Annotated in this window: 19 protein-coding genes; 7 read left to right on the top strand and 12 right to left on the bottom strand. The window is 64.1% G+C overall.

Translation table 11 applies throughout. The features are described from left to right. Positions 1-91 precede the first annotated feature (91 nt). Complete coding sequence (locus tag ACVIIW_RS18355) at positions 92-1,504, bottom strand: caspase family protein (protein ID WP_456702000.1); 1,413 nt, start codon at positions 1,502-1,504, stop codon at positions 92-94. A gap of 519 nt (positions 1,505-2,023) precedes the next feature. Between ACVIIW_RS18355 and ACVIIW_RS18350 the strand changes: the two genes are divergently transcribed. Further along, the gene (locus ACVIIW_RS18350) at positions 2,024-2,665 is read left to right on the top strand and encodes an OmpA family protein (RefSeq protein WP_456701999.1); all 642 of its coding nucleotides are present in this window, start codon (positions 2,024-2,026) and stop codon (positions 2,663-2,665) included. Between the two features lie 60 nt (positions 2,666-2,725). Here ACVIIW_RS18350 and ACVIIW_RS18345 read toward each other — a convergent pair whose 3' ends face one another. Continuing rightward, complete coding sequence (locus ACVIIW_RS18345; protein ID WP_456701998.1) at positions 2,726-3,991, bottom strand: phospholipid carrier-dependent glycosyltransferase; 1,266 nt, start codon at positions 3,989-3,991, stop codon at positions 2,726-2,728. Positions 3,992-4,203: 212 nt separating this feature from the next. Between ACVIIW_RS18345 and ACVIIW_RS18340 the strand changes: the two genes are divergently transcribed. After that, complete coding sequence (locus tag ACVIIW_RS18340; protein WP_456701997.1) at positions 4,204-4,902, top strand: FecR family protein; 699 nt, start codon at positions 4,204-4,206, stop codon at positions 4,900-4,902. A 2-nt stretch (positions 4,903-4,904) separates the two neighbouring features. After that, positions 4,905-6,062, top strand: a complete 1,158-nt coding sequence (locus tag ACVIIW_RS18335) for a hypothetical protein (protein ID WP_456701996.1) — start codon at positions 4,905-4,907, stop codon at positions 6,060-6,062. A gap of 138 nt (positions 6,063-6,200) precedes the next feature. On the opposite strand, the gene ACVIIW_RS18330 is transcribed toward ACVIIW_RS18335, so the two are convergent. The 3 genes from ACVIIW_RS18330 to ACVIIW_RS18320 form a co-directional block, all read right to left on the bottom strand. Next, positions 6,201-6,689, bottom strand: coding sequence for a VOC family protein (locus ACVIIW_RS18330; protein ID WP_456701995.1), 489 nt, complete (start codon positions 6,687-6,689; stop codon positions 6,201-6,203). A 26-nt stretch (positions 6,690-6,715) separates the two neighbouring features. Further along, complete coding sequence (locus tag ACVIIW_RS18325; protein WP_456701994.1) at positions 6,716-7,144, bottom strand: VOC family protein; 429 nt, start codon at positions 7,142-7,144, stop codon at positions 6,716-6,718. Positions 7,145-7,271: 127 nt separating this feature from the next. Further along, a complete protein-coding gene (locus ACVIIW_RS18320) occupies positions 7,272-7,787 on the bottom strand; it encodes a cupin domain-containing protein (RefSeq protein ID WP_456701993.1) in 516 nt (171 codons plus the stop codon). A gap of 127 nt (positions 7,788-7,914) precedes the next feature. Here ACVIIW_RS18320 and ACVIIW_RS18315 point away from each other — a divergent pair, with 127 nt between their 5' ends. Continuing rightward, complete coding sequence (locus ACVIIW_RS18315) at positions 7,915-8,133, top strand: CsbD family protein (RefSeq protein ID WP_456701992.1); 219 nt, start codon at positions 7,915-7,917, stop codon at positions 8,131-8,133. A 66-nt stretch (positions 8,134-8,199) separates the two neighbouring features. Here the strand turns inward: ACVIIW_RS18315 and ACVIIW_RS18310 are convergent, their stop codons facing one another. From ACVIIW_RS18310 to ggt, 5 genes are all read right to left on the bottom strand, one after another. Next, positions 8,200-8,664 (bottom strand): FKBP-type peptidyl-prolyl cis-trans isomerase, encoded by a 465-nt coding sequence (locus ACVIIW_RS18310; protein WP_092227328.1) that lies wholly within the window; start codon positions 8,662-8,664, stop codon positions 8,200-8,202. A gap of 60 nt (positions 8,665-8,724) precedes the next feature. Further along, positions 8,725-11,016: a xanthine dehydrogenase family protein molybdopterin-binding subunit gene (locus ACVIIW_RS18305; protein WP_456701991.1), complete on the bottom strand. Its 2,292-nt coding sequence runs from the start codon at positions 11,014-11,016 to the stop codon at positions 8,725-8,727. A gap of 2 nt (positions 11,017-11,018) precedes the next feature. Beyond that, on the bottom strand, positions 11,019-12,035 hold the full coding sequence (locus tag ACVIIW_RS18300; RefSeq protein WP_456701990.1) for an FAD binding domain-containing protein: 1,017 nt from the start codon (positions 12,033-12,035) through the stop codon (positions 11,019-11,021). 3 nt (positions 12,036-12,038) lie between these two features. Beyond that, positions 12,039-12,602 (bottom strand): (2Fe-2S)-binding protein, encoded by a 564-nt coding sequence (locus ACVIIW_RS18295; RefSeq protein WP_456701989.1) that lies wholly within the window; start codon positions 12,600-12,602, stop codon positions 12,039-12,041. Positions 12,603-12,818: 216 nt separating this feature from the next. Next, positions 12,819-14,405, bottom strand: a complete 1,587-nt coding sequence (gene ggt / locus ACVIIW_RS18290; RefSeq protein ID WP_456701988.1) for a gamma-glutamyltransferase — start codon at positions 14,403-14,405, stop codon at positions 12,819-12,821. 184 nt (positions 14,406-14,589) lie between these two features. Here ggt and trhO point away from each other — a divergent pair, with 184 nt between their 5' ends. Beyond that, the gene (gene trhO, locus ACVIIW_RS18285; RefSeq protein WP_456701987.1) at positions 14,590-15,357 is read left to right on the top strand and encodes an oxygen-dependent tRNA uridine(34) hydroxylase TrhO; all 768 of its coding nucleotides are present in this window, start codon (positions 14,590-14,592) and stop codon (positions 15,355-15,357) included. Further along, entirely contained in the window at positions 15,347-15,565 is a 219-nt protein-coding gene (locus ACVIIW_RS18280) for a SlyX family protein (protein WP_456701986.1), read from the top strand. Before trhO ends, ACVIIW_RS18280 begins: the two co-directional genes overlap by 11 nt. Before the next feature lie 24 nt (positions 15,566-15,589). On the opposite strand, the gene ACVIIW_RS18275 is transcribed toward ACVIIW_RS18280, so the two are convergent. Together ACVIIW_RS18275 and ACVIIW_RS18270 are read right to left on the bottom strand one after the other, a co-directional pair. After that, complete coding sequence (locus ACVIIW_RS18275) at positions 15,590-17,494, bottom strand: diguanylate cyclase (RefSeq protein WP_456701985.1); 1,905 nt, start codon at positions 17,492-17,494, stop codon at positions 15,590-15,592. 165 nt (positions 17,495-17,659) lie between these two features. Further along, positions 17,660-17,875, bottom strand: coding sequence for a hypothetical protein (locus ACVIIW_RS18270; RefSeq protein ID WP_456701984.1), 216 nt, complete (start codon positions 17,873-17,875; stop codon positions 17,660-17,662). A 112-nt stretch (positions 17,876-17,987) separates the two neighbouring features. Between ACVIIW_RS18270 and hemE the strand changes: the two genes are divergently transcribed. Further along, positions 17,988-19,022, top strand: a complete 1,035-nt coding sequence (hemE, locus tag ACVIIW_RS18265) for a uroporphyrinogen decarboxylase (protein WP_456701983.1) — start codon at positions 17,988-17,990, stop codon at positions 19,020-19,022. Positions 19,023-19,156: the final 134 nt, after the last annotated feature.

Raw genomic sequence — 19,156 nt, 5'->3', positions numbered from 1 at the left:
GTCACGCGACGGCTTTGCGACGAACGATGAGCGCAGGTTTCCGACAACGAAGACGGCCCCGATCGAGCCGCTCCCCGTCGCCCTTTGCCTCTCAGCGGCGGCCGAACAATCCACCCATCATGCCGCCAAACAGACCGCCGGGGCCGCCCGTCGGGGCGCCGACGCCACTACTATGATGGCGCCGGCCACCACCGCCGAAAGACCGGCGACGCACCGGCTCATCGTCTGCCTGCTCGGAGGCGGCCGCGCGGGCCGAAACGATCTCCGACAGCAGAGCCTTGTGCTGGAGCTTGTTGAGGTAACCCGTGGCGGGATAGCCACGTGCCGCCTGCCATCGCTTCATCACGGAACGGGTGTCGTCGTCGAACTTCCCGGTCACCTTGACGTCGAAGCCGAGCCCGGTGAGGCGACGCTGCACGTCTCGGCGCTGTCCCTTGTCGAGACCGATCTGGTCTTCGGAGATCTGGCTGGCCTCTTCGGTGAAAGTCGCGGGATCGATCCCGGCCGACAGGTTGCGGGTGGTGTTGGACGGCCCATCCTGCAGCGCCGCGATGCGGGCGAGTGCGATCGATTTGAACGTGCCGTTCGGATAGTTGGTGAGATAGGCGTTGAGCTCTTCCACCTTGTTGGTGTCATTGATCGAGCGCCAGAACTCGAGCTCGATGTCGGCGCCTTGCCTGGTCGCGGCCGATACGGGCGCGTTCGACGGATCGATTGTGGCCGCAGCCGGCGCGCCAACCGGATTGAGATAGACGTTGCCGGTGAGGTTGGTGTGCCCCCAAGGCAATTGGCCCTTGCTGGTCTCGTCACTGACCTGGGCACGAACCTTGGTCATGGCCTCTTGGATCTCGACTCCCGGCTGGGCAATGTTGGCGACGAGGGCGCGGGTGAACGGGCTGTTGGTGCCGGCCTCGCCGTCGAGCGCGGTCTGGCCGGGGCCTGTGGCAAAGGCAATCAGCGTGCCCTCGCCCGACTTCATCTCGGCGAGGCCAGTCTGCACATTGACGGAGCGGGTGGCCTTGGCCGACCGGATCTTTGCTGCGAACGGGTTATCACGGCAGGCGTCCAGGAATACGAGCTTCACCTTCGCATCCGCCATGGTCTGATCGAGCGTGATGTCGACATTGATCGCAGCACCCAGCTTGACGTCCATCTCGGATTTGAGGTCGGCATCAATAGGCAGCAGATAGTTGATACCATTCACGGCAATCCCGTGGCCGGCATAGAAAAACACGGCGACATCGGCGCCTTCGCTCTTCTTGCCAAACTCCAAGAGCTTTGCAGTCATGGCGTCGCGCGTGAGGTTGGAGCCCTCGACGACATCGAAGCCGACATTGCGCAGCACCCTCGCCATCGCCTTGGAATCGATCGCCGGGTTGGGGAGCTGCGGGACATTCTTGTAAGCGGCGTTGCCGACTACGAAGGCGACGCGCTTGTCGGCAAAAGCTGCGTTGCCGCTGACGAGAAATGCTGCGATTGAAATTGCTGCGATCAAGAAGCGCATGATCATTCTCCCCTGATCCAAACTTCTTCGATGCTCTCGGATCAGCCAGAGCCGATCCGATGAGAGCAATCAGATCCAGTTCACAGCGACGCACTGTGATCTGAATCACCCGGGGATTTCTGCTGCTCCAACCGAGCTGCAAGACGCTGCGACGGCTACTTTTCGGGGGGCTGACGCAACGGGCAGTAACCGCGGTCACGAGCAATGCAGGGAGATTGTACCCGCAGCGGCCCGAAGTCCAGCAAGCCGCGGAACGCCAAATCGAAAAGACATGAAGGATTTGCACGCTGCTTTCGAGCATCGAAAGACGGAGTTACTTCCTGACGCAGGCCCTATGCTGCCCCGGTGGTAGGCGGCTGCCGCTGGCTGAATGCCGTGTATACCGGCCGGCTCGGCTGCTAAGATACGAACCGAATTTCGGTTCCTCCTGAATGTGATCCGCATCACATCCGAGCCTTTGAACCTTCTCTATCCTGGGAGCATCAAATCGCCATCAAGCGTTACACCGAGGATACGACAATGACCCATTTCAATAAGTCTTTCGGACTGAAGGCGATCACGCTTACCGCGGCGCTGTCGATGGCGGCGGGCCTCGCTTTCGCCGGCGACGCCAATGTTTCCACCAACCAGATCCTGGATGCATTGAGGCCGAAGCCGGTGACCCGCGGGTTGTCGGTCGGTCCGCAGGCCGACCCGACGGCGCAAGCCAAGGAAGCGACCTTCCTCGATACACTGCGCAACCGGCAGACCCGTTCGCTCTCGATGGGCGAGCGCGATCAGATCGCCGAGCTCGCGTCGACCAAGCCCAACATCGATCTGGAAATCCAGTTCGACTACAACTCGGCCGACATCGCCAAGACCTCGCTGCCATCGGTGCAGGCGCTCGGAAAGGCGCTGTCCGATCCATCGCTCAAGGGATCGACTTTCGTGGTTGCCGGCCACACCGACGCGATCGGCACTGAAGAGTACAATCAGGGCCTCTCTGAGCGTCGTGCCGACACGATCAAGAAGTACCTGGTGCAGAACTACGGTCTCAACGGCGGCGATCTCGTCACCGTCGGCTATGGCAAGACCAAGCTGAAGGACACCGCCAACGGCGCCGACCCGATCAACCGCCGCGTCCAGGTTGTGAACATGGACACGAAGACGGCGTCCAAATGATTTGAGACGTCATGGCAGCAACAGCCGCCTGCCACGAAAGTGGCGGGCGACGTCCTCTTGTCAGATCCAGCTCTGGAACAACATCAGCCGGCTGAACATCCGCATCGACGTGCCGATGAAAGCGGCTGAAATCGGCAGCATGACCGCAAAGCCGATCGCCGCAATCCCGACATAGGCCCACAGCACCCAGCGCGGCAGGCCGTCTCTGCGCAGCGCATAGACCAGCGCGAGCGAGGCCGCGGTTGCGGCCGGCAGATAATAATAGATGAAGCCGAGCGTGCGCGGCAGCAGCGCCCAGGCGAGCCAGGGGCCGAAATAAAACGAAGCAATCAGGAACGCATCCCAGCGACGCGCAACGATGAAGTCGCGCAACACCATGACAAGGGCCAGCAACGCCGGCCATAGCACCAGGGGATTACCGAGGAAGACGATCGCCGCGACGTCGTCGTCCGTCGTCTTGTCGAACAGGAACCACACCGGCCGCACCAGCAACGGCCAGGACGGCCAGGAGCTCATATACGTATGGCCGGCGATCGCGCTGGTGGTGTTGTCGGCGAAGATCCGGCGCTGCGCTTCGATCAGATCAGGCAATGACAGGCCATAGAGCGGAACGAAGGCAGCGATATAAGTCACGGCGGGCAGCAGCGCAAAACAGAGGGCGGCATGATGGGCCTTGAAGGCGGGCCAGAGATCGGGCCGGTACCAGTCGCTCGGCTTCGCATCGGCAAACAGCGTGTGCCAGCCCTGCATCAGTCGGACCGTCGCCACGATGACGATGCAGACGCCGAGCGGAAACAGGCCGCTCCATTTGCAGGCCGCCGCAAAGCCGAACAAGCTGCCGGCGAGCGCGAACAGAGCCTGGGGACGTTCCCGTCGAAAGCCGTGCATGAAGGCGGCAATTGCGAGCAGGCCGAGACCGAGCGCAAAGATGTCGAGCATCGCGATGCGCGCTTGCACGTAAACCATCTGGTTGAACGCCGCGATCAGCGCTGCCGCGATTGCAGGTCCCTGCGATCCGAACACGGCGAGGCCGCAGAAATAGATCGCGACGATCGCAAGCGCGCCGAACAACGTTGCCGGATAGCGCCAGCCCAGCGCATTGTCGCCGAATGCCGAGATCGAGACAGCGATCAGCTCCTTTGCCAGCGGCGGATGCATCGGATTGAGCATCGGCTCCGACACCGTGGTGCCCAGCATCTGCCGCGCAGCCGGCACGTAATGCACCTCGTCGAAGACGAATTTTTCCGGCGTCGTCAGCCCGACCAGCAGCGCGAGATGCGCAGCTAGGAAGATCGCGACAGCGATCACTGCGCTTCGCGACGTCATCGGAGCCGCATGTGCTTTGCGCGACGGCTCTAGGGCTATTTTGCGTGGCAAATCTGCGTCACCGCGAATAAAAAACTACTCGGACGATCCATTGAACGCATTCCGCCGCAACTGTCACTAAGCTAGCGCCTGTCTCACGCCGCTTGTGATAATTCTGCCACAACACGAGTGCGCGCGATCCAGTACGATCAGGGGCCTCGATCGGTTACGACATGAATCTGCGTTTTCTGCTTTTCCCAACTCTGCTGTCCATGACACTCTGCGCTGCGCCTTGCGCGCAAGCCCAGACGCGCGTCGGCGAAGCCGTTCTCGTCCAGAACGAGGTGGTCCGCGTCGCTGCAGGTACGACACCGATCAATGTCGGCGACAGCATGTTGCGCGACGAGACCGTACACACCGGCGCGGAGAGTGCGGCGCGCTTCGTCATGGCCGACAGCACCAATCTGTCGCTCGGGCCGAGCGCCACGCTGAAGCTCGACCGCACCGTGTTCAATGACGAGCACAGCTATCGCGACGTGGCCATCAGCATGGCCACCGGCGCCTTCCGCTTCGTCACCGGACATTCGGCGAAGACCGCCTACAAGATCACAACACCGCTTGCGACCATCGGCGTTCGCGGCACGACGCTCGACATCCTGTCGCAGCGCGGCCGCTCGGTCGTCGTGCTCCAGGAGGGCGCGGCGAACGTCTGCACCCTGAGCTTCCAGTGCATTCAGCTCACCCAGCCCGGCGACACCGCGGTCATTACCTCGACCGGCGGGAGGGTCACCATCACCAAGACCAACACGCCGCCCTGGACCTTTGCCGCCAACTGCACCGCCAATGCCGGACTTTGCGCCGTCAACCAATACGCCGAAGCCTCGCCGGCCACTCCCGCCGTTCATGACGACGGCATGCTGTGCGGGCGCTGACGATGGCAAAGCCCGGCTTCAAACGTCTCGCCTCGGCCTGCGCGCTCGGCGCAGCCGCCGCGCTCACGCTGTTCGCGCTCGACGCCCGTCCCGCGACGGCCGCGACATTCTGCGAATCCGGGTGCGGTCATCCAACGCCCACCCCGTCACCGACATATTCGCCGTCCCCGACGCCAGCCGCGTCGCCCTCCCCGAGCCCGTCTCCATCGCCAAGCCCGTCTCCGTCGCCAAGCCAGTCTCCGTCGCTGCCGAGCCCGACGCCGACCGGCTCCGATTCCAGCGGCAACTCGGTCAACGGCCTCGCCAACCAGCGCTTCAACCAGATGATCACCAACCGGGTGCTCGGGACGGTGCTGCTTGGCGTCAACGAGCAGGTCAATTGCAGTGACTGCATCAGCGCGTTCGGTTCGGCTGGCTCTTTCTCGGCCGGCGTCCACGGCCGCAAGGAGCTGACGCCCAATCTGTCGCTGCTCGCCGGCCTCGCCTACACGCAATACAGCGAGGGCGGCTACCACGTCACCAGCGCGCCGATCGGCGCCGTCGCGCTGCGCTATGACCTCACCGATTGGGGTTCATCGCGTCCGTTCTTCGACGTCGGCACGATCCTGACGCCCTGGGAGAAGGTGCGATACACCCGCAGCTACAACACCAGCCTCGGCGCGGTGAGCGTGACGGGGTCGAGTGACGCTTCCAACTACGCAGTCTATGGTCGCGCCGGCTGGATGAGCCGCCTGTCACCTCGTGATGAGGTTGCGGCCTCGATCGAGGTCTGGCAACTCTGGCAGCGCGTGTCGGGCTACGCGGACAATGCGGTCGCGTTCAACCCGTTCGACGCGACCATCGCCGACGGCACCGACCGCGCCAGCCTGGTCAAGATCGGCGGCCAGTGGACGCATCTCGTCGCCGGCAATATCGAGACCAACATCAATGGGGGCTGGGTGCAGTCATTCGCCAGTCACAGCGGCATCGTTGCCACCGTGACCGGCGACGGCGTGGTGGCGCCGACGATGGGCAACCAGGGCTGGTTCGAATATGGCGGACGCCTCGGCTTCCGTCTGCAGAAGGATTGGGTCGTGGACCTCTTTGCCAACGGCACGCTCGGCCCCCAGCCAGTAGGCAACACGATCCATGGCGGCGTGGGGCTGAGGATCAATTATTAGCGTGGTTGGCGTAAGCGCCAGGCGCAAGTCTCGCAGGGCGGGCAAAGCGCAACCGTGCCCACCATCCGTCTGATAGCAAAGGGACCGTGGCCATGGTGCTTTCGCGCCTTTGCCCACCCTGCGGCACCTGGGTTGACGTCACGCCGCCGACTTGCCCTCGAACGCACGGCGCAGAACGTCCACGTCCAGCTTCACCATCCTCATCATGGCCTGCATCGCGCGCGCGGCGGCGGCCCTGTCCGGACTCGAGAGAAACTCGAACATCACCTTGGGCACCACCTGCCAGGACACGCCATAGCGGTCACTGATCCAGCCACACTGCTGCTCCTTGCCACCGTTGGCCAGGAATGCACTCCACACGCTGTCGACCTGGGCCTGATCGTCGCAATGGATCATCAACGACAGCGCGTGGGTGTATTCGACCTTCATCCCGCCATTGAGCGCGACCAAGGGCTGGCCGGCGACCGTGAACTCGACGACGAGCACCGAGCCCTCCTTGCCGGACGGGTTATCCGAGACGTTGCGCTGGACGTGCGTGATCCCTGAATCCGGAACCAGCGAGACGTAGAAACTGGCGGCCTCCTCGGCATCGCCGTTAAACCACATGCAAGGCACGAGCTTGGACATCGCGAATGCTCCTCTTCCGGTTCCAATCAGGCGCTCGCCATGGCGGGCTTCGCCGGGACGGCCGCCATGTCCAGCCAGTTCACACCCCACATGTGACCATCCGGATCCTCAAAGCTGCGGCCGTACATGAAGTCGTACTCGTCAACAGGACCGGGATCGGCGATCCCGCCTGCGGCCTCGGCCTTGCGGACGATATCGTCGACCTCGTTGCGGCCATCGGCGGACAGGCAGAACAGCGCCTGGTTCGAGGTCTTGGCATCCGCGATCGGCTTCGGCGTGAACTGACGGAATTTGTCGTGGGTCGTCAGCATCACGTGGATGGTCTCGGAAAACACCATGCAGCTCGCCGTGTCGTCACTGAATTGCGGATTCCTGGTCGCGCCGATCGCCTCGTAAAAGGCAGTCGCGCGCTTGAGGTCGGTCACGGGCAGATTGAGGAAGATCATCCTGGCCATCGAAAGCTCCTTGGGGCGGGTTCTGCCCAAGGACGGATGGCCCGGCGCCCATCCGACACGCCTTCCGAGACTTTTTTGGCCATTTTTGCGCTGGGAGGTCTGTCGGACCGCCGGCCGGCCGCCAGCATTACTTCTTCTCGTTGGGATCCCGGTGGATCGGATCGACCCACAGCACGGTCTCGGGTTTCTCGACCGGCTCGATGTCGAGATTGATCGCGACCGCCTCGCCGTCGCTGCGGACCAGCACGCATTCCAGCACCTCGTCGGGACTGGCATTGATCTCCTGGTGCGGCACGTAGGGCGGCACGAAGATGAAATCGCCGGGGCCGGCTTCGGCGGTGAATTGCAGGCTCTCGCCCCAGCGCATCCGCGCCTTGCCCTTGACCACGTAGATGACACTTTCCAGATGCCCGTGGTGATGTGCGCCGGTCTTGGCAGCGGGCTTGATGCTGACGGTGCCCGCCCACAATTTCTGCGCGCCAACGCGCGCGAAATTGATCGCAGCTGCGCGGTCCATGCCTGCGGTCGAGGGCACATTGGTATCGAGCTGGTTACCGGGAATGACGCGCACGCCGTCATGTTTCCAGCGATCGTCATGATGATCGTGGTCATGGTGGGAATGCGAATGGTCATGGCCGGTCATGGGCTTTTCTTTCTGTTGGTTCCGTGCCGGCGAAACTAACCAATGCCTCGGCTGCAGGCCATAGCAAATTCGGAACTCTCATGGCCGCCGGGCGTTGTTCTCGCGAGCAATCTGCAAGGAGAGTTTCATGGGCAGCACTAGTGACAAGATCAAGGGCAACGCCAACGAGGCCATCGGCAAGGCCAAGCAGGGCATCGGTGAAGCCACCGGTTCCGAGCGTCTGCAAGGCGAAGGCGCGGTCCAGGAAGTGAAGGGCAAGGGCCAGAAGGCGATGGGTGATGCCAAGGACGCAGCGAAGGATGCAATCGATCGCGCGGCAGCGTCAGCACGTCGCTCGACTGAATAACACGCACTGAACCGAAATGAAAAGACCGGCCGCAAGGCCGGTCTTTTTGTTTGCGGCGATCTTCGCTCACTTCACCGCAAGCAATTCCACGTCGAACATCAACGTCGCGTTCGGCGGGATCACGCCGCCGGCACCGCGCGCGCCGTAGCCGAGCTGCGGCGGGATGATCAGCGTGCGCTTGCCGCCGACCTTCATCGTGGCGACGCCCTCGTCCCAGCCGGCGATGACACGGCCCTTGCCGATGGGGAATTCGAACGGCTCGTTGCGATCGACGGAGCTATCGAACTTCTTGCCCTTTTGGCCATTCTCGTAGAGCCACCCGGTATAGTGCATCACGCAGATCTGGCCCGGCTTCGGCGAAGCGCCGGTGCCGACGACATGGTCGATGGTTTGCAAGCCTGAAGCTGTTGTCATGGGTTTTCCTGCGGTCTGGGCCGATGCCGTGGTGGAGACGAACGTCGACACGCTACCGATCAGGGTGATCGCGAGTGCCGAGATGATGGCGAGGAGTGCGCGTTGAAAACGCTGCATAGAACACCTTCCGTTTGAGGCGGAAGGTGTCTACCGCAAGCCCGACGCCGTTTCCACCCCTCAAACCTCGATATTTTCCAGCCGCACCGGCAGCTTGCGGATGCGCTGGCCGGTGGCGTGATAGATCGCGTTGCAGATGGCGGCATTGGTCCCGACATTGGCGAGTTCGCCAAGTCCCTTCGCCCCTGCCGGATTGATGTGATCGTCCTGCTCGGAGAGCAGGATCACCTCGACACCTTCGACGTCGGCATTCACGGGCACGAGGTAGTCGGCAAGATTGTCGTTGACGTAACGCGCATTACGCTGGTCGATCTCGGTCGCTTCCAGCAGCGCCGACGACATGCCCCAGATCAGGCCTCCCATCAGCTGGCTGCGGGCCGTGCGCGGATTCATGATACGGCCGGCTGCGAAGGCGCCGACCAGGCGTGGCGCACGGATCTCGTGCGTGAATCGGTTGACGCGGACTTCGACGAACTCCGCCCCGAAGGCGTAAGCGATCTTGTCCTTCATCGCGGCGCCGCCGACGAGCCGCGCATGTCCAGCGTGCATGGCCTTGAAGGAATCCGGCGGGGCACCCTCCGGTTTCCACTCGCCATATTCCTCGACAACGCCGACACCAAGTGCGTTGAAGGCCTTCTCCAGATCGAGAGGACGGTCGCTCTTCGTCGCCTGCACCGTCGGCGTCCGGCCGATGCCAACCGTTTCCTTGGCCTTATCGGTGAGACTCTCCTTTGGCATCACCGCCTTGAACAGGCGCTGGCGGATCTGGTCACACACCATCATCACTGCCGAGCAGGTGCTGGCCGTCGAGTTGGAGCCGCCCGCGACAGGAGCCGGCGGCAGGTCGCTGTCGCCGACAAAGACGGCCACCTTGTCCAGGGGAACGCCGAGCCGCTCCGCCGCTGTCTGTGCGATGACTGTGTAGGCGCCCGTGCCGATCTCGTGGCCGGCGATCTCGACGCGGGTGCGGCCATCACGCTGGAGGCGCACGCGCGCCGCCGATGGCGCCATCTGCGTCGGGTAGCAGGCCGCCGCGCAGCCATAGCCGATAAGCCAGTCGCCATCTGACATCGATTTCGGCGCCGCCGAGCGCTGCGACCAGCCGAAAGCTTTCGCAGCCTCGTCGAAACACTCCATCAGCGATCGGGAGGTATAGGGCTTGCCAGCGATCGGCTCGCTGGTCGTGTCGTTGACGCGACGGAGCTCGATCGGGTCCATGTCGAGCTTGACGGCGAGCTCATCCATCGCGCTCTCCAGCGCGAACATATAGGGCACCTCCGGCGGCGAGCGCATGAAGCCGGGCGTGTTGCGGTCGGCACGCACGATCGACACCAGGCTGTCGACATTCGGGCAGGCATAGAGACGTGTCGTGGTCTTGGTGCCGCCGACGCAATAGGGATCGGCGCGGGAGGACACTTCGGCGCCCTCGTGCCTGAGGGCGACCAGCTTCCCATCCCGGCTCGCGCCGAGCTTGATCCCATGCCGCGTCTCGGCGCGATAGGTCGCGATAGTAAAGCCCTGGTCGCGGGTCGGGACAAGCTTGATCGGCCGGTTCAGCCGCTTCGCTATGCCGGCGATGATGGCGGTCCGCGGCGTCATGGAGCCGCGCGAGCCAAAGCCGCCGCCGACATAGGGATTGACCACCCTCACCTTGTCAGCGTCGATGCCAAGCTGCTCGGCCACGCCGTTCTTCAGACCGTAGACGTATTGGCTGGGCTCATAGATGACGAGATCGTCGCCCATCCAGACACAGCTCGTCGAAAACAGCTCCATCGGATTGTGGTGCTGCGTCGGCGTCTCGTAGGCAGCATCGACCTTCACCTCGGCCTCGTCGAACGCCTTCGCGAAGTCGCCGACTTGCGGGTCTTCCTTGAATTGCGCATTCTGCCCCTTCGCAGCGGCTTTCGTCGTTCCCGGCGAGTCGAAGCTCGCGCTCGGGGTGGCCGCGGTGTAGCTGACCTTGACACGGTTGGCGGCCTCACGCGCCGCCTCGTAGGTCTCTGCAATGACCACGGCAACGATCTCGCCGTCATGCGCGATGTCGGTCGATTTCAGCGGCTGGATCGTGGTACCTGCATAGCCGCCATTGCTGAAGAGTTTTGACTCCTTCAGATCAGGGGCGTTCTCGTGCGTGATGATGTCGATCACGTCACGGACGCGTTTGGCATCGTCGAGGTCAAGACTATTGATCCGGCCTTTGGCAATTGCGCTCGTGACCAGGAACGCATACGCCGGATTGTCCAGCGGCATATCGGACCCGTACGTGGCGCGCCCCGTAACCTTTGCGACCGCATCATAGCGCGGCACGGGCTGGCCCATATTCGCCTTGGGCTCGGGAGCAGCTGCGGTCATGGTCAGATCTCCATCGTTACGGCCTGCTGGAGCGCGCGCGCCACCACGCGCTTGCCGAGCGCGATCTTGAAATTGTTGTATTGGCGCCCCCGGGCGTCCGCGAAGGCAGCCTCGGCGGCGCGCTCTGCCAGACCATCATCGAAGGTCTGTCCCTTCAGCAGCGCCTCCGCCTCGCGCGACCGCCACGGCACCGTCGCGACACCGCCCAGCGCGACACGCGCATCCTTGATCGCGCCGTCCTGCACATCGAGTGCGACCGCGGCTGACGAGAGCGCGAACTCGTACGATTGCCGATCGCGCGCCTTGAGGTAGACCGAGCGCGGCCAGCGGCCGGGAACGACGAAGGCTGAAATCAGCTCGCCCGATTGTAGTGTGGTCTCGATCTCGGGCGTGTTGCCGGGTGCCTTGTGCAGCTCTGCAAAGGGCATGCTGCGGGTGCCGGACCTGTCGGTAATCTCGACCGTGGCATCCAGCGCGATCAGCGCCTGAGCGAAATCGCCGGGATAGGTGGCGATGCACTGATCCGAAACGCCGAGCACCGCATGCATGCGGTTGACGCCGTGCATCGCGGCACAGCCGGAGCCGGGATTGCGCTTGTTGCAATTCTCGTAGGAGACATCGCGGAAATAAGGGCAACGCGTCCGCTGCAAGACGTTACCGCCGAGCGTCGCCATGTTGCGCAGCTGGGCGCTGGCCGCAAGCTTCAATGAGTTGGCGATGACCGGATAGTTGCGCTGGATCTCGCCGTTCGCGGCGACGTCAGACATTTTTGCGAGCGCGCCAAGCCGCAGGTCCGCAGCGCCCGGATCGATCGCCGACCAGCCCTGCGCGAGCGGATTGATATCGACGATTGCGGCAGGCCGCATGACGTCGAGCTTCATCAAGTCGATCAGCGTGGTGCCGCCGGCGAGCGGCTGGACCATGGCTCGGGTCAGCGGATTGTCGACGGCCGCAGCGGCGCCGAGCGCCTTCACGGCCATATCGGGGTCCGTCGCTCTCTGATAAGAAAACGGTCGCATCGCCTAGCCTTTCATGATCTCGGGCGCGGCCTGCTTCACGGCGGCGACGATGTTCGGGTAAGCGGCGCAGCGGCAGATGTTGCCGCTCATATATTCGCGGATGTCGGCATCGCTGCTCGCGTGTCCCTCCTTGACGCAAGCGACGGCAGACATGATCTGGCCGGGCGTGCAATAGCCGCACTGGAACGCATCGTTATCGATGAAAGCCTGCTGCATCGGGTGCAGCTGATCGCCGGTGGCAAGTCCTTCGATCGTCGCGATCTCCTGCCCTTCGGCCGCCAGTGCGAGCGTCAGGCACGACACCACGCGCCGCTCACCGATCAGCACTGTGCACGCGCCGCACTGCCCGTGGTCGCAACCCTTCTTGCTGCCGGTGAGCTTGAGATGTTCGCGCAGCGCGTCCAGCACGGTGGTGCGCGGGTCGAGGCTCAGGCGCTTGTCCTGGCCGTTCACCCGCAGCGTGACCTCAACGTGGAGCGCCGGATCCTGCGCCACGGGCGCCGGCGCGTCCAGCGCGCCCGCTCGCGCGGTCATCGGAACAAGCGCGCTGCCTGCGGCGCCGGCCATGAACGCGCGCCGATCGAATCCCGGTAGCCGGGAACTTGAATTGTCGGACATGGACGGCCTCCGCTGCTTCGAAGACAAAGCAGCGCACGCCTGCGCCGCCGCCGGTCAACGAGGGGCCATGAGCTCCGTTCCGAACGGAAAAGGGCGGCACAGCGAATGCCGCGTCGCCCTCCGTCAACTTTTCCTGATCTGCTTGCGAAGGAACCTCGCGCGGGATCAATAGCCGAGCGCGCAGCCGTCCTTGCGCGGGTCGGAACCGCCAGTCAAAGTACCCTTGTCCCAGTCGATCCAGATCGCCTGGGCCCCGCCGAGCGGGCCGACCACGCTGGCGGTGTTGTGGCCGAGCTTCTTCAAGCCCTGGACGATATCGGCCGGGACGCTGTCCTCGAGCTGATACTGGCCCTCGTAATGCAGGCCCCGCGGCATATCGATCGCCTCCTGCACGTCGCAGCCATAATCGAGAATGTTGGTCACGACGTGGGTTTGGCCGACGGGCTGGTACTGACCACCCATCACGGCGAACGGCATGACCGAGCGGCCCCCCTTTGTCATGAGGCTCGGCATGATCGTGTGCAGCGGCCGCTTGCCGCCGGCGATGCAATTGGGATGGCCGGGCTGGATGCGGAAGCCGCCGGCACGATTCTGGAACAGCACGCCTGTCTTGTTCGAGACGATCGCGGAGCCGAAGGAATGCGCGATTGAATTGATGAACGAGCAGACGTTACGGTCCTTGTCCACGACCGTGATGTAGATGGTCGAGGGGTTCATCGGGGGCGCGACGTTTGGCAGGTCGAGCATGCCGTCCATGCGGATCTTCGCGATGTGCTCGTCGCAGAATTCCCTGGCGAGGATCTTCGATACTTCGACCTGCATATGATCGGGATCGGCGACGTGCAGCTCGCGATGCATATAGGCGATGCGCGCGGCTTCCGCCTCGAGATGGAAGCGTTCGATACTGAGCGGTGCATACTTCGTCAGGTCGAACCGCGACAGGATGTTGAGCATCAGCAGCGCAGTGAGGCCTGGGCCGTTCGGCGGGCACTGCCAGACGTCGTAGCCCTTGTACATGGTGCCGATCGGCGTCGTCGTCTCGGTGCTGTGCGCGGCGAAATCGTCGAGGGTGTGCAGGCCGCCAATTCCGCGCAGGGTCTCGACCATGTCCTCCGCGATCGGCCCCTTGTAAAAGGCGTCGCGGCCGTCCTTCGCGATCGCGCGCAGCGTGTTGCCGAGCTCGGCCTGACGAATGACGTCGCCGGCGACCGGCGGCTTGCCGCCCGGCAGCAGGTAACGCACGGTGTTGGTGCCACCCTTCAGCTTCTCGAACTGGTTCTTCCAATCGAATGCGATGCGAGGCGCGACGACGTAGCCCTCTTCCGCCGCCTTGATCGCGGGCTGGAGCAGCCGGTCGAAGCCGAACTTGCCGTGGTCACGCAGTACGGTCGCGAACGCATCGATCACGCCGGGGATCGAAACGGCATGCGCCGACGTCAACGGCACGGAGTTGATCTTGCGCTCGAGATACCAGTCGGCGCTGGCCGCCTGCGGCGCGCGGCCGGAGCCGTTATAGGCGATGATCCTGCCCTCGCCGCGCGGCTGGATCAGCGCAAAACAGTCGCCGCCGATGCCGGTCGATTGCGGCTCGATCACGCCGAGCAGCGCCGAGCCCGCGACGGCCGCGTCCACCGCCGTGCCGCCCTCGCGCAGCACCTCGATCGCCGCAAGGGATGCCTGCGGATGCGAGGTCGCCACCATCGCGTTGGTGGCGTGGACCGTGGACCTGCCGGGGAAATGGAAATTTCTCATCGAATTCTTGCTCTCTCAGACCGTGGGCGCGGATGGCACGCCATCCCGGAAAAACCGGGGTTACATGACACATTCCGGCCCATCCGGGCAATGCTGGCATACCAGGAAGATGGCTGCCATCCGCTGGGAATAGGCCTGCTCATTGCGGGTTTTCTGAGCGTGGGCCGCCTGATAAACGGGCGTCATGACTTACAAGGTCTGCGCCTTCTACCAATTCGCCGCCCTCCCCGATTACCGCGAGCTGCGCGAGCCGCTGCGTGCGTTCTGTGCCGGTCTGTCGCTCAAGGGCAGCGTGCTCCTGGCCCAGGAGGGCATCAACGGCACCATCGCGGGCGCGAGCGACGCCATTGACGCCTTCGCCCAGGAGCTTGCGCAAGGGGCGATGTTTGGCGGCAGGCTGAACAATCTCGAATTGAAGTGCTCGACCGCGGAAGCAATGCCGTTCGGCCGGCTTAAGGTGCGGCTGAAGAGGGAGATCGTCACGCTGGGCGACGCGGCCGCTGATCCGACCCGGCGGGTCGGCACGTATGTCGAGGCGACGGAGTGGAACGCGCTGATCGCCTCACCCGACATGCTGGTGCTCGACACCCGCAACGCCTTCGAGGTGGCAATGGGGACATTCGAGGGCGCAGTCGACCCCGAGATCAAGAGCTTCGGCCAATTCAAGGATTTTGCCGCCGAGAAACTCGATCCGGCAAAACACCGGCGTATCGCGATGTTCTGCACAGGCGGCATCCGCTGCGAGAAGGCGAGCGCACATCTGCTGGCTCGCGGCTTTGCCGAGGTCTACCACCTCAAGGGCGGGATCCTGAAATATCTCGAACAGGTGCCTGAGGCGCAAAGCCGCTGGCGCGGCGAATGCTTCGTGTTCGACGAGCGCGTGTCGCTCGGCCATGGCCTGCGAGAAACTGGTTTGCGCGAACGGAACAAGGACGCGACACGTGACAAATGAGATCAAGGCCCTCGCCGAGCGCATCGACACGCTGGAGACGCGTCTTGCGTATCAGGACGATACCATCGAGACCCTGAACCAGACCATCACCGCGCAATGGAAGCAGATCGACGGGCTGACGCGACAACTGGCGCAGCTCAGCGAGCGACTGCAAGAGGCCGAGGCGAATGCGCCGGGCCCGACCAACGAGCGCCCGCCACATTATTGAGCACGCCTACCGACCGGATGCCTTCTACTCGCCGGAAGCCTTGGCCATCAGGTTCATGACCTCGCCCGACATCATCAGCCTGTTGCGGCCGGCGTCCTTGGCGGCGTAGAGCGCGCGGTCGGCGGCCTCGACCAGCGCTCCCGTGCCCGCGGTGCGTTCGAAGGCCGGCCGGCAGGCCGCACCGCCGACCGAGACGGTGACGCAAGCCGCCGCCGGATTGGAGGCATGAACGAGGCCCGCACCGTGGACGGCGCTGCGGATCCGCTCGCCGATCCGGGCACCGCCGGCGGCATCGGTATTCGGCAGCAGCATGGCGAACTCCTCGCCGCCATAGCGGGCCGCGAGATCGCCGGCCCGCTGCATCTCGGCCGCGATGATCTTGGCAACCACGCGTAGGCAGGCGTCGCCCGCAGGGTGGCCATATTCGTCGTTGTAGGCCTTGAAGTGATCGACATCGATCATCAGGAGTCCAAGGCTCGTGCGGTCGCGATAGGCGCGCGCCCATTCCTCCTTCAGCCGCTCGTCGAAGCGGCGCCGGTTGGCGAGGCCGGTGAGGCTGTCCTCGATCGCGAGCGTCTCGAGTCGTGTCTCCAGGTTCTTCTGCTCGGTGATGTCGCGCGAGATCGAGACCACGCCGTCGACATTGCCGTTGTCCTTGCGCGTGACGCGCATGGTCGATTCCAGCCAGACCTCGGATTTCTGCCGGTGCGCGTTGCGATAAGTGATGCGCGCTTCTTCTGCGTCGCCTCGCTTCATGGCGTCGACGATGGCCTGGACGTGCGGCCTGTCCTCCGGATGAATTCCGGCGAGCGCGTCGGTGCCGATGAGCTGATTGGGACGCCAGCCGACAACGCGGTTGGACGACGGAGACACGTAGCGCAGCCGCTCGTCGAGCCCGATGCGGGTGACCATATCGCTAGACCCTTCCGCGAGCAGGCGGAAATGCGCCTCCTTCTCGACCAGTGCCGCCGCCATGCGCTGGCCGCGCTGCAATTGCCGCACGAGTACAGCGCCGATGATCGCAATCAGCAGCACCAGCGCGAGCACGTAGAGCATGCGAGAGATCGCAGCAGCCCGCCACGGCGCGAGCAGCTCCTCTCTGTCGACGGTCGCGAGCAGCACGAGCGGATAACGGCCGCTGCGCTTGAAGAAGCTGACGCGCTCCGCGCCATCCAGCGGCGAGGTGAAATGATAGGCGCCGCTCGGCCATTGCAGGCTGGCGTCGCGGAACAGCGGCGCATCGCCGAGATTGCGGCCGACGAACTTCTCGTTGTTCGGGTTGCGCGCGATGATCGAGCCGTCGCCGTACAGCAGCGTGACGGAGCTGTTGCGGCCGATCTCGAACTGCTCGTAGAAATGCGACAGATAGCGCGAGCCGATGGCCGCGAGCACCACGCCGCCAAAGCTGCCGTCCGGCTTGTTGAAGCGGCGCGACAGGGTCACGACCCATTCGCCGTCGACGAGGCTCTTCACGGGGTGGCCGACATAGGCCTCGCGCTTGGGCGAGAGCTGGTGGTGACGGAAGAAGGCGTCGTCGCTGAGCGTCGAGGCGATTGTCCCGGGCGAGGTCAGCCAGTTGCCCTGGTCATCGATGATGGCGAGGCTGTGGACGCGGTCGATCGCCTTCTTGCGGGCCTCGAGCAGGTTGCGCAGCTTGCCGATCGTGACGGCATCGGCGCCATCCATCTCAAGACGGCTGACGACGCCGACGACGCCGGAGTCCAGCAGATCAAGGCTGTCTTCGGCATGCTGTGTCAGGGAGCGGGCGACGTTCGCCCTCTCGGTCTCGGCGCCCTTGAGCACCGCGTCCCGCGCGGCCCATTCACGCCAGCCGCTGACACCGAGGATCGCCACGCAGGTGAGCACGACGAACGCGGCCGCCCGCAACGGCAGGCGGCTCCATCCGGCTCTCTGTGAGACGACGTTCATGCGACAGGAATCTCCAACAGAGGGAAACTCTGCCGCTTGTCTTAGTGAACCCTGAAGCGCGCGCCGGGATTCGCATTGATCTACGGGTTTTTCCGTACTCCTACGGACCGGGGCCTCGGCGGATCACTAACAAGGTGTTAGCAAGCCAATCGGAAACCGGCGGATCTAGCTGAAGATCGACTTGACCTTGTCCCAGAGCGAGGGATTGTCGGCATCGGCATCAGCCTTCGACGGTGTCGGCTGGGTGGCGCTGACGGGATCGGAAGCGGGGAAAGTATCTTCCAGCCCGGTGTCGAGCTTGGCGTGGCGATCTGCGGCGAGCGCTTCGCGCAAGTCGTCAGCGTGCTTGTCGTGCGGCGCGGGATTGAATGTCTGGGCCATGGAATTCTTCCTCCATTGGCGGGATCAACGCGGCGCATTTGCGCTGGTTCCCCTGTTCCGCTCCAGCCTCTGGCGGTGTATCAGGAACTCCAAATCTGCATCAGGATTGCCAGTGCCCCAGTCTGCGACAAAGCCGTTCATCGACGTGCTCTCCGGCCAGCGCCAAGCCGTCCCGCCCCTCTGGATGATGCGGCAGGCCGGCCGCTACCTGCCTGAATATCGCGAGTTGCGCGCCAAGGCCGGCGGCTTCCTCGATCTCTGCTTCAATCCGGCGCTCGCCGCCGAAGTCACGCTGCAGCCGATCCGCCGGTTCGGCTTCGATGCCGCGATCATCTTCTCCGACATTCTCGTGATCCCGTACGCGCTGGGCCGTTCCGTGCGCTTCGAGGTCGGCGAGGGTCCGCGGCTCGAGCCGCTGGATGAACCCGCCAAGGTCGCAAGCCTCGCCGCGCAGGCCGATTTCGGCAAGCTCGCGCCGGTGTTCGAGGCGCTGCAGATCGTGCGCGGCGCGCTTGATCCGAACATCGCGCTGATCGGCTTCTGCGGCGCGCCGTGGACGGTTGCGACCTACATGGTCGCGGGCCACGGTACGCCCGACCAGGCGCCGGCGCGCATGATGGCCTATCGGCATCCGGAGGCGTTCGCGAAGATCATCGACGTGCTGGTCGAGAACTCGATCCGCTACCTGCTGGCACAGCTCGGGGCCGGCGCCGACGCGCTGCAGATCTTCGACACCTGGGCCGGCATGCTGCCTCCGGCCGAGTTCGCGCGCTGGTCGACCGAGCCGACGCGGCGCATCGTCGAAGGCGTGCGCGCGAAAGTGCCTGACGCGAAGATCATCGGCTTCCCGCGCGGTGCCGGCGCGCAATTGCCTGGTTACGTCGAGGCGACCGGCGTCAATGCGGTCAGCATCGACTGGACGGCCGAGCCCGCCTTCATCCGCGAGCGCGTACAGAGCAAGGTCGCCGTACAGGGCAATCTCGATCCGCTGGCGCTGATCACGGGCGGCGCGGCGCTCGACCGCGCGGTCGACGACGTGCTGGCGAACTTTGCGCAAGGGCGCTTCATCTTCAATCTCGGCCACGGCATCCAGCCGGAGACGCCGATCGCCCATGTCGAGCAGATGATCAGGCGCGTGCGCGGATAATTTTGTGCCGCCCTTGAGTCCGCACACGAACGCGAAAACAACCCCATGCACAGTACAAATCGTTGAGGAATTCGCTTCGGGCTCTCATAAGCCCTGCAGAGACGACGTTTGACTCGTCGGGCAAAACAGGCGCA

The sequence above is a fragment of the Bradyrhizobium sp. USDA 4449 genome, from assembly GCF_054056275.1.
Note: the sequence above shows the minus strand (reverse complement) of the source record. Positions and strands in the feature narration are given on the sequence as shown.

Bases quoted from the DNA above. Each gene is read 5' to 3' on its own strand.
- ACVIIW_RS18315 (WP_456701992.1), top strand. From the start codon at position 7,915: ATGGGCAGCACTAGTGACAAGATCAAGGGCAACGCCAACGAGGCCATC.
- ACVIIW_RS18295 (WP_456701989.1), bottom strand. From the start codon at position 12,602: ATGGCCGGCGCCGCAGGCAGCGCGCTTGTTCCGATGACCGCGCGAGCG.
- ACVIIW_RS18270 (WP_456701984.1), bottom strand. From the start codon at position 17,875: ATGGCCCAGACATTCAATCCCGCGCCGCACGACAAGCACGCTGACGAC.
- ACVIIW_RS18350 (WP_456701999.1), top strand. From the start codon at position 2,024: ATGACCCATTTCAATAAGTCTTTCGGACTGAAGGCGATCACGCTTACC.
- ACVIIW_RS18305 (WP_456701991.1), bottom strand. From the start codon at position 11,016: ATGACCGCAGCTGCTCCCGAGCCCAAGGCGAATATGGGCCAGCCCGTG.
- ACVIIW_RS18340 (WP_456701997.1), top strand. From the start codon at position 4,204: ATGAATCTGCGTTTTCTGCTTTTCCCAACTCTGCTGTCCATGACACTC.
- ACVIIW_RS18300 (WP_456701990.1), bottom strand. From the start codon at position 12,035: ATGCGACCGTTTTCTTATCAGAGAGCGACGGACCCCGATATGGCCGTG.
- ACVIIW_RS18345 (WP_456701998.1), bottom strand. From the start codon at position 3,991: ATGACGTCGCGAAGCGCAGTGATCGCTGTCGCGATCTTCCTAGCTGCG.
- ACVIIW_RS18320 (WP_456701993.1), bottom strand. From the start codon at position 7,787: ATGACCGGCCATGACCATTCGCATTCCCACCATGACCACGATCATCAT.
- ACVIIW_RS18330 (WP_456701995.1), bottom strand. From the start codon at position 6,689: ATGTCCAAGCTCGTGCCTTGCATGTGGTTTAACGGCGATGCCGAGGAG.
- ACVIIW_RS18310 (WP_092227328.1), bottom strand. From the start codon at position 8,664: ATGCAGCGTTTTCAACGCGCACTCCTCGCCATCATCTCGGCACTCGCG.
- ACVIIW_RS18355 (WP_456702000.1), bottom strand. From the start codon at position 1,504: ATGCGCTTCTTGATCGCAGCAATTTCAATCGCAGCATTTCTCGTCAGC.
- ACVIIW_RS18335 (WP_456701996.1), top strand. From the start codon at position 4,905: ATGGCAAAGCCCGGCTTCAAACGTCTCGCCTCGGCCTGCGCGCTCGGC.
- ACVIIW_RS18325 (WP_456701994.1), bottom strand. From the start codon at position 7,144: ATGGCCAGGATGATCTTCCTCAATCTGCCCGTGACCGACCTCAAGCGC.
- ggt (WP_456701988.1), bottom strand. From the start codon at position 14,405: ATGAGAAATTTCCATTTCCCCGGCAGGTCCACGGTCCACGCCACCAAC.
- trhO (WP_456701987.1), top strand. From the start codon at position 14,590: ATGACTTACAAGGTCTGCGCCTTCTACCAATTCGCCGCCCTCCCCGAT.
- ACVIIW_RS18275 (WP_456701985.1), bottom strand. From the start codon at position 17,494: ATGAACGTCGTCTCACAGAGAGCCGGATGGAGCCGCCTGCCGTTGCGG.